Annotated in this window: 16 protein-coding genes; 9 read left to right on the forward strand and 7 right to left on the reverse strand. The window is 65.1% G+C overall.

The window, feature by feature from the left end; all coding sequences use genetic code 11:
• Positions 1-6: 6 nt before the first annotated feature.
• Both moaB and EP376_RS08825 read right to left on the reverse strand, forming a co-directional pair.
• Positions 7-549 (reverse strand): molybdenum cofactor biosynthesis protein B, encoded by a 543-nt coding sequence (gene moaB / locus EP376_RS08820; protein ID WP_127655183.1) that lies wholly within the window; start codon positions 547-549, stop codon positions 7-9.
• A 36-nt stretch (positions 550-585) separates the two neighbouring features.
• A complete protein-coding gene (locus tag EP376_RS08825; protein WP_127655184.1) occupies positions 586-1401 on the reverse strand; it encodes a uracil-DNA glycosylase in 816 nt (271 codons plus the stop codon).
• 136 nt (positions 1402-1537) lie between these two features.
• Between EP376_RS08825 and EP376_RS08830 the strand changes: the two genes are divergently transcribed.
• From EP376_RS08830 to EP376_RS08850, 5 genes are all read left to right on the forward strand, one after another.
• Positions 1538-2512 carry an aspartate carbamoyltransferase catalytic subunit gene (locus tag EP376_RS08830; protein ID WP_127655185.1) on the forward strand — a complete coding sequence of 325 codons (975 nt, stop codon included), beginning with the start codon at positions 1538-1540 and terminating at the stop codon, positions 2510-2512.
• Between the two features lie 128 nt (positions 2513-2640).
• Entirely contained in the window at positions 2641-3201 is a 561-nt protein-coding gene (locus EP376_RS08835) for a hypothetical protein (RefSeq protein WP_127655186.1), read from the forward strand.
• A 103-nt stretch (positions 3202-3304) separates the two neighbouring features.
• A complete protein-coding gene (gene pyrC / locus EP376_RS08840; protein WP_127655187.1) occupies positions 3305-4597 on the forward strand; it encodes a dihydroorotase in 1293 nt (430 codons plus the stop codon).
• Positions 4590-5201, forward strand: coding sequence for a glycerol-3-phosphate 1-O-acyltransferase PlsY (gene plsY / locus EP376_RS08845; protein WP_127655188.1), 612 nt, complete (start codon positions 4590-4592; stop codon positions 5199-5201). Before pyrC ends, plsY begins: the two co-directional genes overlap by 8 nt.
• Positions 5198-5701 carry a hypothetical protein gene (locus tag EP376_RS08850; protein WP_127655189.1) on the forward strand — a complete coding sequence of 168 codons (504 nt, stop codon included), beginning with the start codon at positions 5198-5200 and terminating at the stop codon, positions 5699-5701. The genes plsY and EP376_RS08850 overlap by 4 nt, the downstream gene beginning before the upstream one ends.
• 27 nt (positions 5702-5728) lie before the next feature.
• Here EP376_RS08850 and EP376_RS08855 read toward each other — a convergent pair whose 3' ends face one another.
• From EP376_RS08855 to EP376_RS08870, 4 genes are all read right to left on the reverse strand, one after another.
• On the reverse strand, positions 5729-7099 hold the full coding sequence (locus EP376_RS08855) for a glutamate--cysteine ligase (RefSeq protein ID WP_127655190.1): 1371 nt from the start codon (positions 7097-7099) through the stop codon (positions 5729-5731).
• Positions 7100-7210: 111 nt separating this feature from the next.
• A complete protein-coding gene (locus EP376_RS08860) occupies positions 7211-7741 on the reverse strand; it encodes a hypothetical protein (protein WP_127655191.1) in 531 nt (176 codons plus the stop codon).
• A complete protein-coding gene (locus tag EP376_RS08865; RefSeq protein WP_127655192.1) occupies positions 7734-8573 on the reverse strand; it encodes a GNAT family N-acetyltransferase in 840 nt (279 codons plus the stop codon). The genes EP376_RS08860 and EP376_RS08865 overlap by 8 nt, the downstream gene beginning before the upstream one ends.
• The gene (locus EP376_RS08870; RefSeq protein WP_127655193.1) at positions 8570-9307 is read right to left on the reverse strand and encodes a 16S rRNA (uracil(1498)-N(3))-methyltransferase; all 738 of its coding nucleotides are present in this window, start codon (positions 9305-9307) and stop codon (positions 8570-8572) included. The genes EP376_RS08865 and EP376_RS08870 overlap by 4 nt, the downstream gene beginning before the upstream one ends.
• Positions 9308-9319: 12 nt before the next feature.
• On the opposite strand from EP376_RS08870, the gene ubiA reads away from it, so the two are divergent.
• Genes ubiA through EP376_RS08885 form a run of 3 tightly spaced genes read left to right on the forward strand, consistent with a single transcriptional unit; the run spans position 9320 to position 12610 of the window.
• Positions 9320-10282 (forward strand): 4-hydroxybenzoate octaprenyltransferase, encoded by a 963-nt coding sequence (ubiA, locus tag EP376_RS08875; RefSeq protein ID WP_127655911.1) that lies wholly within the window; start codon positions 9320-9322, stop codon positions 10280-10282.
• A 56-nt stretch (positions 10283-10338) separates the two neighbouring features.
• A complete protein-coding gene (locus EP376_RS08880) occupies positions 10339-12258 on the forward strand; it encodes an OmpA family protein (RefSeq protein WP_127655194.1) in 1920 nt (639 codons plus the stop codon).
• Between the two features lie 22 nt (positions 12259-12280).
• On the forward strand, positions 12281-12610 hold the full coding sequence (locus tag EP376_RS08885) for a hypothetical protein (protein ID WP_127655195.1): 330 nt from the start codon (positions 12281-12283) through the stop codon (positions 12608-12610).
• Positions 12611-12632: 22 nt separating this feature from the next.
• On the opposite strand, the gene EP376_RS08890 is transcribed toward EP376_RS08885, so the two are convergent.
• Complete coding sequence (locus tag EP376_RS08890; protein WP_127655196.1) at positions 12633-13592, reverse strand: L-threonylcarbamoyladenylate synthase; 960 nt, start codon at positions 13590-13592, stop codon at positions 12633-12635.
• A gap of 158 nt (positions 13593-13750) precedes the next feature.
• On the opposite strand from EP376_RS08890, the gene EP376_RS08895 reads away from it, so the two are divergent.
• Positions 13751-15454 carry an acyl-CoA dehydrogenase gene (locus tag EP376_RS08895; protein ID WP_127655197.1) on the forward strand — a complete coding sequence of 568 codons (1704 nt, stop codon included), beginning with the start codon at positions 13751-13753 and terminating at the stop codon, positions 15452-15454.
• The last annotated feature ends 168 nt before the right edge of the window (positions 15455-15622 follow it).

Raw genomic sequence — 15622 nt, forward strand, 5'->3', positions numbered from 1 at the left:
AAAAAGTTATTTTCGCCTGAGATGTTCATCGAGGCGGGGCATGATCTCGACGAAATTGCAGGGTCTGTGCCGGTAGTCCAGCTGTTTGACAAGGATCTCGTCCCAGGCATCGCGGCAGGCCGACGGGCTGCCCGGCAGGGCAAACAGGTATGTTCCGCCCGCAACCCCGCCGGTGGCGCGGGACTGAACGGCGGATGTGCCGATCTTTTCCATCGAGATGATCGTGAAAATCGTGCCAAAGGCTTCGATCTCCTTTTCGTAGACATCGCGATGCGCCTCGACCGTGACATCGCGACCGGTCAGCCCCGTGCCACCGGTCGATATGATCACATCGATCCCGGGATCGGCGCACCAGCGGCGCAGCTGATCGGCGATCTGTTCACGATCATCGGGCAGGATCAGGCGCGCAGTGACCTTATGCCCGGCCAGTTGCGCCCGGTCGGCCAGCGTGTTTCCCGATTTGTCGTCTTCGGTCCGGCGTGTGTCCGACACGGTCAGGATCGCGATGCGAACCGGGATGAATTCCTTGTCTTCGTCGATCCGGGACATGTCGATTCCTATCGTCTGGACTCTCGGGTCCGGGTGTCAGTCAGCGCCGTCGAGCCGGGCCCTCAGGGACAAGAGATCGGCCCATGCCTCGCGTTTGGCAAGGGGTTGCCGCAACAGGTAGGCCGGATGAAACATCGGAAGGACAGGCCGCGACAGGGCCTCGATCCAGGTGCCCCTGATCCGGGTTATGCCTGCGCGACCCAGAACCGCCTGACAGGGCGTGTTTCCCATCAGGACGACAAGGTCGGGGGCAGCAAGCTCCACATGCCGTTCAAGAAACGGCAGCATCATGGCGATCTCACTGGCATCGGGCGTTCTGTTGCCCGGCGGACGCCATGGCAGGACATTGGTGATATAGACCGCCCGGTCTGCTCCCCCGGCCGAACGGTCCAAGCCTATCGCGTCAAGCATCCGGTCAAGAAGCTGCCCCGCAGCACCGACGAAGGGCTTGCCCCGAATGTCCTCTTCCCGACCGGGGGCCTCACCGATGATCATGACCCGCGCGGCGGGATCGCCATCGGAAAAGACGGTGTTTCGCGCGCCCAGTTTCAGCTCGCAATGGCCATAGGCTCCCATCGCGGCGGCAAGGCTGGGCAGATCCGTGGCCGATCCGGCCAGACGCCGCGCCTCGGCAACGGCCGCGGCCAGCTGCTCTCCGGGATCGGGCGCGGCGGGCCGCATGGGAACGGGCGGTCTCTGGTCCGGGGCCGACGGCGCGGGGCTGGCAGCCGGCGCGGGCTGCGCCAGATCATAGCGGTTGAGCGGCGCGTCGAGCATCGCCTCGTCGGCGCCCGCCTCGATCTGCCACTCCAGTGCCGCCCGGGCGGCGTGCCAGTCCATATCCGAATCCATGGCCAGAGGTTATGACGACGCGCCGCCGGGGGAAATCGCCAAGTTTCCGGCAGCGACCGTCACATCCCGGCCCCACGCGACTTGCCGCGCCCGGCCCGGACGATTATGAACCGCAAAGCCTGCAAGGAGTGCTGTGATGTCGTTCCGCCAAACCCATCTCCTCGGGATCGAACCCCTCCAGACCACCGAGATCACGACCCTTCTCGACCTTGCCGATCGCTATGCCGACGACAACCGGCGCGGCCGGACCCAGCGCAACGAGCTGGCCGGGCTGACCATGATCAACATGTTCTTCGAGAATTCGACCCGCACACAGGCCAGTTTCGAAATCGCGGGCCGGCGTATGGGCGCGGACGTGATGTCGATGGCGATGCAGGCCAGTTCGATCCGCAAGGGCGAGACGCTGATCGACACGGCGATGACGCTGAATGCGATGCGGCCCGATATCCTTGTCGTGCGGCACCCCCATTCCGGCGCGGTCGATCTACTGGCGCAGAAGGTCAATTGCGCGGTTCTGAATGCGGGCGACGGGCGGCACGAACACCCCACACAGGCGCTTCTTGATGCGCTGACGATCCGGCGGGCCAAGGGGCGGCTGCATCGGCTGAGCATCGCGATCTGCGGTGACATCGCCCACAGCCGCGTGGCGCGGTCGAACATCATGCTCCTTGGCAAGATGGAGAATCGCATCCGCCTGATAGCGCCGCCCACGCTGATGCCGTCGGGTGTTCAGGACCTTGGCTGCGAGGTGTTCGACGACATGGAACGCGGATTGCAGGACGTCGACGTGGTGATGATGCTGCGCCTTCAGAAAGAGCGGATGGACGGCGGGTTCATCCCGTCAGAGCGCGAATATTACCACCGCTATGGCCTTGATGCGCAAAAGCTGGCCTTTGCCAAGGAAGACGCCATCGTCATGCATCCCGGTCCGATGAACCGCGGCGTCGAGATCGACGGCACGATCGCCGACGACATCAACCGGTCGGTGATCCAGACACAGGTCGAGATGGGGGTCGCGGTCCGGATGGCCGCGCTGGACCTTCTGGCGCGCAACCTGCGCGCCGCGCGCGGTGCCGCCGCGCTCGAGGCCAACGGCGGGGTGATGGCATGAGTGGTGAGCCACCCCGCGATCCGAAGATGAGCGGCCGGATCGCGATGATCGCCCTGCTTGTCGCGCTGGGGCTTGTTCTCGCGATGATCCTGATCGCCGGCTGAGTGAGTGGCCACGGGGAACGACAGATGACGGCACCCGGGTGGGAAGGCATCCTCGATGAGGGCGAGGAAATCCTCTGGCAGGGGCGCCCTGCGCCGGGCATCGACTGGCGCGCCATGCTGAACGCTCATGTTTTCGTCGGTCTTTTCGTGGCCGGGTTCGGCGTGTTCTGGACGATCATGGCCGTGTCGATGATGGCCGGGGCCGGTTCGGGGCCGCCGCTCCTGTTTCGGCTGGTGTTCCCGCTCTTCGGTGTGGTCTTCGTCTTCACGGCGATGAGAAACGTCATGAAGAAGCCCCTCGATGCCTATCGGCGTCAGAAGGGCACCTTCTACACATTGTCGAACAAGGCCGCCTATGTCGCGACGGATATCGGCGGCAAGCGCAGCCTAGACAGATATCTTCTGGAGGACATGGACCGGCTCCGGCTCGTCGATGGCGCCCCCGGGTCGGTGATGTTTGGCACCACGTCGGATCAAGGCCGCGTGCCGGGATCGGGTGAGCCGGGCTTTCTGCGGCTGTCGGATGCGCGCGACGTCTTTGGCCGCGTGCGCGATGCGCGGGACAGGGTGGGTTCCGCGGGATGACCCGCGCATGCCCCGCCCCGGGTTGGCGCACTTGCCCCGGCCTTGCCCTTGGCCGGTATCCCCGGCTATGTGGCCGTGCACAGGCGATGGGCGAGGGAGCCAGATGACAACCACGATCTTTGCCAATGCCCGTCTTGTCGACCCCGAGGCCGCGGACGTCGCAGAAGGCCACCTTATCGTCGTCGATGGCCGGATCGCAGGCATATCGGACAAGATGCCCGATATCACCAGCGGCGCCGACGTGATCGATTGCGCGGGCTATCACCTCGCGCCGGGGATCGTCGATATCGGCGTAAAGGTCAGCGAACCGGGCGAACGGCACAAGGAAAGCTTCAGCTCCGCCGGACGCGCGGCGGCCGCCGGTGGCGTCACGACGATCGTGACCCGGCCTGACACCCTTCCGGCGATCGACACGCCCGAGGTTCTGGAATTCGTCGCCCGCCGTGCGACCGAGGATTGCGCCGTCAACGTCCTGCCGATCGCCGCGCTGACCAAGGGGCGGGAGGGTCGGGAAATGACCGAGATCGGATTCCTGCGGGACGCGGGCGCTGTCGCGTTCTCGGATTGCGACAACGTCATTACCGACACCAAGATCGCCAGCCGCGCCTTCACCTATGCCCGCAGCCTCGATGCGCTGGTCATCTGTCACGTTCAGGAACCGGGCCTCTCGGGCGGTGCGGCCGTGACCTCGGGCAAGTTCGCTTCTCTCAAGGGCCTGCCGGGCGTGTCACCGATGGCCGAACGCATGGCGCTTGATCGCGATATCGCGCTGATCGAGATGACGGGCGTGCGCTATCACGCCGACCAGATCACCACGGCCCGCGCCCTGCCCGCCCTTGAACGGGCGAAACGCAACGGGCTCGACATCACGGCGGGCGTCAGCATCCACCACCTGACACTGAACGAGTTGGACGTGGCCGAGTATCGGACATTCTTCAAGCTCAAGCCGCCACTGCGCGCCGAAGAAGACAGGCAGGCCGTTGTCGATGCCGTTGCGACAGGGCTGATCGACATCATCAGTTCGATGCACACCCCGCAGGACGAGGAAAGCAAGCGCCTGCCCTTCGAGGAGGCCGCGAGCGGTGCCGTGGCGCTGGAGACGCTGCTTCCGGCCGCACTCCGCCTTTATCACAACGGCGGTGTCGAGCTGACCACGCTGTTCCGCGCCATGACGCTGAACCCGGCCCGACGGCTTGGCCTCGATTGCGGGAGCCTGCGCGAAGGGGCGCCTGCCGATCTGGTGCTCTTTGATCCGAATGCTCCGTTCGTGCTGGACCGTGCGACGCTGAAATCGAAATCCCGAAATACCCCTTTTGACGGTGCCCGGATGCAGGGCAAGGTCATCGGAACCTGGCGCGCCGGGAAACGCATTTACGACGGACGAACAGATGCCTGATTTCATCACACCGACGTCTGGCCTGATCCTGTGGGCCGTTCTCGGCTATCTGATCGGGTCGGTCCCCTTCGGCATCCTTTTGTCGCGCGCCTTGGGCCTCGGCGATCTGCGAAAGATCGGGTCTGGCAATATCGGGGCGACGAACGTGCTGAGGACCGGCTCAAAGGGCGCGGCGGCAGCAACGCTTCTCCTTGACGGTGGGAAAGGCGCATTGGCGGTGATCCTTGCGCGCAGCTTCGCGGGTGAAGACGCGACGCAATTGGCGGCCGTCGCGGCCTTCCTCGGCCATTGCTTTCCGATCTGGCTGAGGTTTCGGGGCGGCAAGGGCGTGGCGACCTTCCTCGGGATCCTTCTGGCGACCAGTTGGCCTGTCGGGGTTGCAGCCTGTGCCACATGGCTCGTCGTGGCGGCGGCAAGTCGGTATTCTTCGCTGGCCGCGCTGGTTGCTGCCGGGTCTGCGCCGTTCTGGGCGATCTTCATGGGCACCGGAACGATCTTCGTGATGTGCCTCGTCCTGACTGTGTTGATCTATGTGCGCCACGCGGCGAACATCGGGCGCCTGAGGGCAGGAACCGAGACGAAGATCGGGGCGCGCGCATCATGAGGGCCCTGATCGGAGTGCTGGTCGCGCTGCTGGTGGCAACGCCGGCGCTGGCCGAGGGGCATGGCAGCCGCATCAAGGAGTTGCTCGAACTCGCCGAAGCGGAATGCCGGACCGAGGTCATGGCCGCTGATCCGCAATCGCCCATTCCGCATCTCGAAGTAGAGCCCTCTGCGATCACATGGGTCGATCTGGATGGCGACTGGGAAAAGGACGATGCCATCGTCGATTTCAACTACGTCTATTGTTCGCTGAACTATTCGCTCTGGCACGGAACCGGTGGCAGCCTTGTTCACCTCGTCATTGATGACGCAACCTCGCAGGCTTGGACGGGCGGGCGCTGGCAGTTGATCAGTTTCGGCGACACGCCACTATTTCTGCTGGGCCGTCATGGCACCTATTGCGACGGCTATGGCGCGCAGCCCTGCATTCAGGCGATCGCCTTTGCCAACGGCGCCTTCTCGACCGTCACGACGGAAGGCGGGCCCTATCCCTGGCCCTGATCCAACGGGCGATACCCTCGGCAGGGATCAGTAGCTGAACTCGGCGTAGATACGGCTCAGATCACCATCCCAATCGCCGTGATAATGCTCGAGCAATTCGTCGGCCGGGGATTGCCCGGATGCGACGGATTCCTTCAGCGCGTTCAGGAAATGGGTCTCATCGGGAACAAGCCCGCCTGCCCCCGGGCGCGCCCGCGCCCTGAGGCCCGCCTCGGCGATCTCCAGAACCTGACCCGCCAGTTCGAGCATCGAGATCCCGCCGACCTGACCGGCCAGCCCGTCCCGCGCGGCGACGAGGCGCATTTCATCGCGGGTTTCCGCGTCCCAGCCTTTGACCAGATCCCATGCGGCATCCAGCGCAGTCTGATCATAAAGCAGCCCGACCCAAAGCGCGGGCAAGGCGCAGAGCCTGCGCCACGGGCCGCCATCGGCTCCGCGCATTTCCATGAACTGCTTGATCCGGGCCTCGGGAAAGACGGTCGTCAGGTGATCGGCCCAATCGCTCAGAAGCGGGGTCTCGCCCGGCAGGGCGGGCAATTCACCCTTGAGGAAATCGCGGAAGGACTGGCCCAGCGCGTTGATATAGACGCCGTCGCGATAGACGAAATACATCGGCACATCGAGAACCCAGTCGGCCCATGCCTCGAAGCCGAAGCCGTCTTCGAAGACGAAGGGCAGCATTCCCGTCCGATCTGCATCGAGGTGTTGCCAGATGTTGGCGCGCCAGCTTTTGAACCCGTTGGGACGACCCTCGAAGAAGGGGGAATTGGAAAACAGCGCCGTCGCCAGCGGCTGCAGGGCCAGCGACACGCGCAGCTTCTGCACCATGTCCGCCTCGGACGAGAAATCGAGGTTCACCTGCACCGTGCAGGTGCGGCGCATCATCGCCGTGCCCATTTCGCCCACCTGCTGCATGTAGCCGTCCATCAGACGGTAGCGGCCTTTCGGCATCAGCGGCATGTCTTCATGGCGCCAGATCGGCGCCGCACCCAGCCCGATGAAACCGACACCAATCCTGTCAGAAACGGATTTCACTTCTTCGAGATGCTGGTTCACCTCGTCACAGGTCTGGTGGATCGTCTCGAGGGGCGCGCCAGACAGTTCAAGCTGTCCGCCGGGCTCGAGGCTGATGTTCGCGCCGTCCTTCTCAAGCCCGATCAGCTTGCCGCCCTCGGTCAGCTCGGACCAGCCGAACCTGTCGCGCAACGCCGACAGAACAGCAAGGATCGAGCGTTCGCCTTCATACGGCAACGGCCGGAGCGTATCCCGACAATAGCCGAACTTCTCGTGCTCGGTTCCGATCCGCCAATCTTCGCGGGGCTTGCAGCCCGCTTCGAGGAATTCGGCCAGTTGTGCGTGCGATTCGATCGGCCCGCCACCGGACTGAGGTATCGACATGGGTGCCTCCGTGGATGGCGACGTGAGTGGTTTTGCCGGAACGAGAGGTGGCCGAGAGGATGACAGAAGTCAATCACCCGAGCCTGCTCAATGTTGTGCGGGGTTGCAGGGTCAATGTCCGCCGATGCGCGGCACGTCAAGGGGTCGTCGGCGCCAGACAAGATGCGTCGCGCCTTCATGCGTCCGGCTTGCCGCGATCAACCGTTCGGTCCGCATGCCCGGCAGAGACGAGAAGGCATCGAACAGAACCTCCGCCCCTTCGGCATTCAGGGGGATGTCGAGGACTTCGCCCGCATCCGACCGCAAACGCCAATGGGGCGGAACCGCGTCGCCCGCGACCTCGAGCCCGATCACATCGTCAAGCGCCATCACACCGCCGGTCAAAGGGCCGAAATAGGCGATCTGACGTTCGGCCACCTGAACCACGCCCGGCCCGCCGGCACCGGGATGAAACCGAAGCCGCTGAACGGCGGCATATCCGAAGGCCATCGAGACGAGGACAAGGATCCATCCGATCCATGTCATGATCCCGATCGAGGTCAGCCCCCACCACAGGCCAAGCGAGGCACCGCCACTGGCCGCGATCACCTCGCGCCAGCGATAGAGCGCCTGCCGCGCCTCGGGACGAAGAAATTCAGCCATCCGCCGTCACCCTTTCTGACAGAAGGCACAGGGTCCAGTCACCGATCTGCTCGAATCCGATGGCCCTGTAGGCGGCCACCGCAGCCGCGCTCGCGGCGAACAGAATCGCCCGGCGGGCGCCCTTGTCGCGCGCCTCGGCCAGATGGAGAGCGACCGCGCGGCGCGCATGACCCCGACCGCGAAGCGGCGGAGGCGTGAACACTCCGCCGATCTGAACCGTATCCCCGGCTGTCGCATTGAATCCGGTGGTCGATAGCGGCGTGCCGTCTTCGATCAGGATGCGGTGCGAATCCGCAACCAGATAAGCTGCGTAGTCACGACGGGCGGTCTGAAAACTTGTTTCGGGGCTGCCGCCCAGAACCTCGATCTCGTAATCGGCGCGCCAGCTGATCATCTCGTCCTTGTCGGCCGCGTCCAGTGGATGCAACGCACCCGGGCCGTCGGGGACACTCAGGTGATCCAGGTTCAGCGCGAAATGCGGCTCGTCCCGGTCGAGCGTCGTGGGCCGGCCCGCCAGACCAAGCTCCGCCAGAAGCGCCCTGACCTGATCCGTCGGACCAATGCAGCCGCTGATCCAGCGGCCCGAAAGGCAGCGGGCAGCGGCGGCCCAGTCCCCGCCCGGCAGGGCCGGCAAGATCATCCCGCCCTTGCCAAGGGTCAGCACATCGGTGACACGCCCGTCCTGTTCCGCGATCCACATCCGGGGGGCATAGTCGTGATTCCCGTCAAGGCCGAACCTGTCGAGGTTCGACAGGGGAAACATCGCCCGGTCGATCATGCCCGTCAGGCAGGCACGGATCGCGGGGGTATCCTCCGGAACCGCACGTCTCACCGCCAGTCCCCGAGGCTCGCCTGCCAAAGTGTCAGCGCCGCCACCGCCGCCGTATCGGCGCGCAGGATCCGCGGGCCAAGCGAATACCGCAGAACGCTGCCCCGCAGGTCGGTATCGAGCCGGCGCCGCTCGGCCGGGGAAAATCCGCCTTCGGGCCCGATCAGGACGGCCCATGGGTCGCCGGGTCTAAACTGCTCAAGCCCCGGCGTCATGCCAGAACCTGCGGTCTCTTCGTCGCAATGAAGGATCATCCGCCCGCGATCCCAGTCATCGAGAACCTTGGAGAGTTTCTGAGGCTCGGCCACCTCCGGGACATAGGTGCCGCCGCATTGTTCCGCCGCCTCGATCGCATGGGCTTGTAGCCGGTCGACCCGGACCCGTTCGGAATTGGTGTAATCGGTCAGCACCGGCAGGATCCGCGCGGCGCCCAGTTCCGTCGCCTTCTCGACGATGAAATCGGTCCGGGCCTTCTTGATCGGGGCGAACAGAAGCCACAGGTCCGGCGGATCGAGTTGCGGCGCGCTTTGCGCAAGGCAGGTCAGCGCGCCGCGCTTGCGACCGGCCTCTGTCACACGGGCGGCCCATTCGCCGTCCCGGCCGTTGAACAAGCGCACCTCGGCATCGACACTCAGCCGCATGACCCCGAACAGGTAATGCGCCTGCCCGCCGTCGACGGGAACGGTTTGCCCCTGTGCCAGAGGATGATCTACATGAAGGCGAACGATCGAAGCCATGAGGCAGAGCATATGACCGAGGCAGGCCAGAGACCAGAGCAAGGCGAAGTCGCAGATGCCGTTCCCGGCAATTGGGTCGACACCCGCGCGCCCGCACGTGCCCGACCCTTTCTGCGGCTCAGCCGGGCCGACCGCCCGATCGGAACATGGCTCCTGTTGCTGCCATGCTGGTGGGGTCTGGGCCTTGCGATCGTGTCGACCGGCGAGGCAAGCCTCTCCGACCTGTGGATCGCCATAGGCTGCGCCATCGGGGCATTCCTGATGCGCGGGGCAGGATGCACATGGAACGACATCACCGACCGCGACATCGACGGCAGCGTCGCGCGCACCCGGTCTCGCCCAATCCCGTCGGGGCAGGTCACGACGCGGCAGGCGCTGGTCTGGGTCGTCGTTCAGTCGCTGCTGGCCTTCGGGATCCTGCTGACATTCAATCCGCAGGCGATCCTGCTGGGGATCATCGCCCTTGTGCCCGTGGCCATCTACCCCTTTGCCAAGCGGTTCACGTGGTGGCCGCAGATCTTTCTGGGGATCGCGTTCAACTGGGGCGCGCTTCTGGCCTGGACGGCGCATACCGGAAGTCTCGGTCTGCCGGCTGTCATGCTTTACCTCGCGGGGATCTGCTGGACGCTGTTCTACGACACGATCTACGCCCATCAGGATGCCGAGGATGATGCGCTGATCGGCGTGAAGTCGACAGCGCGATTGTTCGGAGACAGGACCCCACACTGGTTGCGCCGGTTTCTCGTGTCCTGCGTCATGCTGATGGGGCTGGCGGTCATCGCCGCCGCGATCGACGCCTCCGTGCTTGTTCTGGTTCTGGCACTGGGCGGGCCCTGGGCGATGGGCTGGCACATGGCCCTTCAACTGGGCCGGTTCGACCCCGCGAATGATGCAGGTCTGCTGCGGCTGTTCCGGTCGAACCGGATGGCCGGCTTCCTGCCTGTGCTGTTTTTCGCCGCCGCCGCCCTAGTGTGATTGAACCCCGTGGGCCTTGGGCCTAAGAGGTGGCAAGTCAACAACGTCGGGGCACGATGCGCCTGTCATCCCTCATGATCTCGTTGGTGGCCTTTGGTGTTGCCGCCGTCGGCGCCTTGCTGGCGGCGCGCTCCCTTGTGACGATCGTCGAGGAACGCTCTGTCATCGCGGTGCAAGAGGCGCTTGCCGATGCCAATCACGGATGGGCGAGCGTGATCGGTGACGGCCTGCAGATCGTGATGGAAGGCGAGGCCCCCTCCGAAGCGGTCCGCTTTCGGGCCATGACAGTTGCAGGGTCGATGGTCGATGCGAGCCGGGTGATCGACAACATGTCCGTCACCGCGACCGCAGCGATCGCACCGCCCAATTTCGCGATCGAAATTCTTCGCAATGACAGCGGAATCTCCCTCATCGGCCTGATCCCGGCATCGGTGGACCGTGACGCACTGGTGGCCCGGGTCGAGGCGCTGGCACGTGGTCTGCCCGTGGCAGATCTGCTTGAGGTGGCCGATTATCCGGAACCCGAACTCTGGGCTGCGGCGCAGGATTACTCGCTCGATGCGTTGCAGCGTCTGCCGCGCTCCAAGATCTCGGTTGCCTCGGGCCGCGTCGCTGTCACCGCGATCTCGGACAGCGCGGAACACAAGGCACGCCTCGAGGCCGAACTGTCACGCAGCATCCCCGAGGACGTGCGGGTCGACCTTTCTATTTCGGCGCCCCGACCCGTGATCACGCCCTACACGACCCGGTTCATCCTTGACGACGACGGCCCGCGTTTCGATGCCTGCGTGGCCGACACGCCTCAGTCACTCGACCGGATCGAGCGGGCCGCGGCGCAGCTTGGCCCGGTCAGCGCGGCAGGCTGCATCGAAGGGCTTGGCGCGCCGTCCCGCAGATGGGGTGACGCGGTCGTCATGGGCATCGATGCGGTCGGCAAGCTGGGCGGTGGTACGATCACGTTCTCCGATACCGACGTCGTGCTTGTCGCCGCACTCCAGACGCCGCCCGCGATCTTTGACGAAGTGGTTGGCGAATTGTCGAATGCCCTGCCCGACGTCTTTGCGCTTGACGCCACCCTGCCCAACCCGCCGAATTCCGCCGAAGAAGGCCCGGCGACATTCACCGCCACACTCTCGCCGGAAGGACAGGTCCAGCTTCGAGGCCGCGTGGCGGACGCGTTGATGAACCAGACACTCGAGAATTTCGCCCATGCGCAATTCGGAGCGGACGTGGTGACGATGGGCACACGGATCGTCGAGGACCTGCCGATGGGCTGGTCGGTCCGGATGCTGGCTGCCGTCGATGCATTGTCGGAGCTGTCGAACGGGGCAGTTGTCGTCACACCCGATATCATCACCGTGCGCGGCAACACCGGCAGCACGGGCGCGAACGGGCGGATTTCGCGGCTCCTGATCGAAAGGTTGGGCGAACAGGCCGAATTCGAGATTGACGTGACCTATGTCGAAGCGCTTGACCCGATCGCGGGTCTGCCTACGCCCGAGGAATGCGTCGACAAGATCCTTGGCCTGACCTCAGAGCGGAAGATCATCTTCGATCCGGGCTCGGCCACGCTGACCGCCGAGTCGGGTGCGCTGGTCGACGATATCGCCGAAGTGCTGCGGCGCTGTGCCGACCTCAAGCTCGAGATCGCGGGATATACGGACAGTCAGGGCCGGGATTCGATGAACCTCGACCTCAGCCAGCAAAGGGCGAATTCGGTTCTGGCCGCCCTGCGCGACCGGCGGGTGCCCGTCGGCTCGTTCGAGGCTATTGGCTATGGCGAAGCGGACCCGATCGCCGACAACGGAACCGAAGAGGGGCGCGAAGCAAACCGGCGGATCGAGTTTCGCCTGATCACCCCGGAACCGATCGAAGAGGTCACGACGGGTCTGGAAGCACTGGAAGAAGATCTGGCCGCCGAAATCGAGGCCGAAGCCGAAGAGGCGACAGCAGAGCCGGAAGCGGATGGTGAATAGGAATGCGCGTTAGGATCAGCACATGAACAGAACCGAGTTCATCATCGCAACGGCCATCGTGCTCTTCGTGGCCTTTGCCCTGGGCTGGTTCGCCAATTGGCTCGTCAACCGGTTCACCCGGGTGACCAAGGCCGAAATCGGTGAGCTGGACCGCATGGCCCAGTCTCTGCACGAGGCCGAGGAAACGCGAGATCAGGCAATCACCTATCTTCAGCAGCGCGAAGCCGAGCTGACCAACCAGATCAGCCAGACCGAGGCCGAATTGCGCGCCGCGATGGAGGGGCTGCGCGATGCGCGCCGCGAGGCCGAAGAACTGCGCAGCTATATCGAACGTCAAAGCCAGTCCAACTAGGCGACCCGGCCCGCGAGACGGCTCAGTCGCGGGGCGCGGCGGCCCGTCTGAGCCGGTCGTTGATCGCGGCACCCAGCCCGTCAGACGGGATCGGCGCGACGGCGATACGCTCGGCCCCGATCTCATCCAGATGATGCAGACAACCGAACAGACGGGCCGCGGCCTCGGTCAGATCGCCCGCCTCGGACAGGGTCAGATCGCCCCCTCCCGGACCAAAGCCCAGAAACACCTCGCCCGGTTCGGGCCGCGCAGCGTTGAGGCGCAATGTCCCGCGCGGTGCATAATGCGATGCCAGCTGGCCCGGGCTGTCCGGGCGCAGATCGTTCACCGGATCGGGCCGCACGGGCATCGCCCCGAGCGCGGCCGCCAAAGCCTCGGCCGGCACGCCGCCTTCGCGCAAGAGAACCGACGCGTCCCCGGTCAGCGAGAGGATCGTCGATTCGACGCCCACCTCGCAGGGGCCCGCATCCAGCACCGCGTCGATCCGCCCGTCCAGCCCCGACAGGACATGCGCGGCGCTCGTCGGGCTGACCCGGCCCGAGGGGTTGGCCGACGGGGCAGCAAGCGGCCCGCCAAAGGTGTTCAGAAGCGCGCGTGCGACGGGATGGGCGGGCACCCGAATCGCCACGCTCTCAAGACCGGCGGTCACCAGTTCCGACACGCCTGCACCGGGCCTGATCGGCAAGACCAGTGTCAGAGGCCCCGGCCAGAATCGCGCGGCGACGGCTTCGGCCAGATCGCCCATCACGGCGATCTCGCGGGCGGCGGCGATATCGGGGACATGGACGATAAGGGGGTTGAAGCGCGGCCGCCCCTTGGCCTCGAATATGGCGGCGACGGCGCGCCCGTCACGGGCGTCGGCTCCCAGCCCATAGACCGTCTCGGTCGGAAAGGCGACAAGACCCCCGGCCCGCAGGATGGCCGCAGCGCGCGCAAGGCCCGCCTCGTCGGGAACAAGCAGTTCGGTTCTGGCCGGTTTCATGACGTGGCGTTCCGGTTGCGGGTCGGGGCAAGTGGGCTAGGCTGATCGCATCATCAGGCGGTTCCGTCCGTAGTCCGCCGGCGCCATGATCACAAGTCCCCCGTTGGCGTGTCTGCCGCGCCCTTATTGTTGAAGACAGGCAGAAGGAGAGACCGGCCATGCCCTATCGCGCCCCTTTGGATGACGTCCGTTTCTTGCTCGATCACGTCTCGGGCTATGGTTCGATCGCGGCCACTGATCGGTTTGCAGAGGCATCGCGCGAAACGGCCGAGGCGATCCTTGGCGAAGCGGCGAGGCTATGCCAGGACGTTCTGAACCCGCTTCAGCGGGTTGGTGACACGGATCCCGCGCGCCTTGAGAACGGGATCGTGCGCACGCCGAAAGGCTTTGCCGACGGATACCGCGCCATTGCCGAAGGGGGCTGGATCGGCATGTCGGCCGATCCCGAATTTGGCGGCATGGGCCTGCCCGTGACACTCGCCATGATCGTGAACGAAATGATGTCATCGGCCTGCCTTGCCATTCAACTGGGCCCGCTGATGAGCCAGGGCCAGATCGAGGCGCTGGAACACCACGCCTCCGATGAAATACGCGCGCTTTACCTGCCCAAGCTGATCTCGGGCGAATGGAGCGGGACGATGAACCTGACCGAACCGCAGGCAGGCTCCGATGTCGGCGCGCTTCGGACAAGGGCCGAGCCGAACGGGGATGGCACCTACGCGATCACCGGGCAGAAGATCTACATCAGCTGGGGTGACAACGATTTCACCGAAAACGTGTGCCACCTTGTCCTTGCGCGTCTGCCGGATGGTGTGCCGGGAACGAAAGGCATCAGCCTCTTTCTCGTGCCCAAGCGAATCCCCGATGCCGAGAGCAATCCCGGCGAACGCAACGCCCTGCGTGTGGTCAGCCTCGAACACAAGATGGGGCTTCATGGCTCCCCCACGGCGGTCATGTCCTATGAAGGGGCCACGGGATGGCTCATCGGGCCCGAACATGGCGGCATGGCCGCAATGTTCACGATGATGAACAATGCCCGCGTCGGCGTGGCGACCCAGGGGATCGGCGTGGCCGAAGCCGCGCTGCAACATGCGGTGGCCTATGCCATGGACCGCAAGCAGGGCCGCGCCGGCGGCAGCGGCGCGATCATCGAACATGCGGATGTGCGCCGGATGCTGGCCGAGATGAAGGCCCAGGTCTTTGCCGCCCGCGCGATCGAGCTGATCTGTGCGGGCGCGATCGACATGGCCACGGCCACCGGATCGGCCGATTGGGATGCGCGTGCGGCATTGCTGACCCCGATCGCCAAGGCCTTTGGCACCGACACCGGGATCGAGGTGGCGAGCCTTGGCATCCAGGTTCATGGCGGCATGGGCTTCATCGAGGAAACGGGTGCCGCGCAATATCTGCGCGATGTGCGCGTCACCGCGATCTACGAAGGCACGAACGGAATCCAGGCCATGGATCTTGTCGGCCGCAAGCTGCGCGATGGTGGCGAGGCCGCCTATGCCCTGATCGACGAGATCTGCACACGCTCCGAAGCGGCGCGGTCACGCGAGCCTGAGCTTGCCAACGCGGTCTGGAACGCGGCCGAGACCCTGCGCGAGACCACGGAATGGCTCGTCAGCCGGACCGATCCCGAAGACCGCAACGCCGGGGCCGTGCCCTATTTGCGGGCCTTCGCGCTTGTTCTTGGGGGATGGGCGCATCTGGCGGCAGCCCTGCACGGGACACCCGCACAGGCAAGGCTTGCGCGGTTCTACATCCTGCGGATGCTTCCCGCACATGCGGGGCTTCTGGCCCATGTGCGCGAAGGCGCGGCGGACCTTCTCGCGCTCAGCCCCGAGGATATCGCCGCCTGAGGCTCGCGCACCTGCCGGGTTGACCACGTCGTGTCGACATGGGAACGCAAGATCCGTCCCAAACAACCTTCGAGTGCCACGACATTGCGACCGATCCAGTATCCTCATTCCGCACCACTGAGTGACGGAAGTGCCGTCGAGCTTGCCCCGGGCGTGTTGTGGTTTCGA

This window comes from Alexandriicola marinus (genome assembly GCF_004000435.1).
Classification (GTDB): Bacteria; Pseudomonadota; Alphaproteobacteria; order Rhodobacterales; family Rhodobacteraceae; genus Alexandriicola; species Alexandriicola marinus.

Excerpts from the sequence above, each read along its gene's own strand:
- moaB (WP_127655183.1), bottom strand. The coding sequence starts at position 549 with ATGTCCCGGATCGACGAAGACAAGGAATTCATCCCGGTTCGCATCGCG.
- EP376_RS08825 (WP_127655184.1), bottom strand. The coding sequence starts at position 1,401 with ATGGATTCGGATATGGACTGGCACGCCGCCCGGGCGGCACTGGAGTGG.
- EP376_RS08830 (WP_127655185.1), top strand. The coding sequence starts at position 1,538 with ATGTCGTTCCGCCAAACCCATCTCCTCGGGATCGAACCCCTCCAGACC.
- EP376_RS08835 (WP_127655186.1), top strand. The coding sequence starts at position 2,641 with ATGACGGCACCCGGGTGGGAAGGCATCCTCGATGAGGGCGAGGAAATC.
- pyrC (WP_127655187.1), top strand. The coding sequence starts at position 3,305 with ATGACAACCACGATCTTTGCCAATGCCCGTCTTGTCGACCCCGAGGCC.
- plsY (WP_127655188.1), top strand. The coding sequence starts at position 4,590 with ATGCCTGATTTCATCACACCGACGTCTGGCCTGATCCTGTGGGCCGTT.
- EP376_RS08850 (WP_127655189.1), top strand. The coding sequence starts at position 5,198 with ATGAGGGCCCTGATCGGAGTGCTGGTCGCGCTGCTGGTGGCAACGCCG.
- EP376_RS08855 (WP_127655190.1), bottom strand. The coding sequence starts at position 7,099 with ATGTCGATACCTCAGTCCGGTGGCGGGCCGATCGAATCGCACGCACAA.
- EP376_RS08860 (WP_127655191.1), bottom strand. The coding sequence starts at position 7,741 with ATGGCTGAATTTCTTCGTCCCGAGGCGCGGCAGGCGCTCTATCGCTGG.
- EP376_RS08870 (WP_127655193.1), bottom strand. The coding sequence starts at position 9,307 with ATGGCTTCGATCGTTCGCCTTCATGTAGATCATCCTCTGGCACAGGGG.
- ubiA (WP_127655911.1), top strand. The coding sequence starts at position 9,320 with ATGACCGAGGCAGGCCAGAGACCAGAGCAAGGCGAAGTCGCAGATGCC.
- EP376_RS08880 (WP_127655194.1), top strand. The coding sequence starts at position 10,339 with ATGCGCCTGTCATCCCTCATGATCTCGTTGGTGGCCTTTGGTGTTGCC.
- EP376_RS08885 (WP_127655195.1), top strand. The coding sequence starts at position 12,281 with ATGAACAGAACCGAGTTCATCATCGCAACGGCCATCGTGCTCTTCGTG.
- EP376_RS08890 (WP_127655196.1), bottom strand. The coding sequence starts at position 13,592 with ATGAAACCGGCCAGAACCGAACTGCTTGTTCCCGACGAGGCGGGCCTT.
- EP376_RS08895 (WP_127655197.1), top strand. The coding sequence starts at position 13,751 with ATGCCCTATCGCGCCCCTTTGGATGACGTCCGTTTCTTGCTCGATCAC.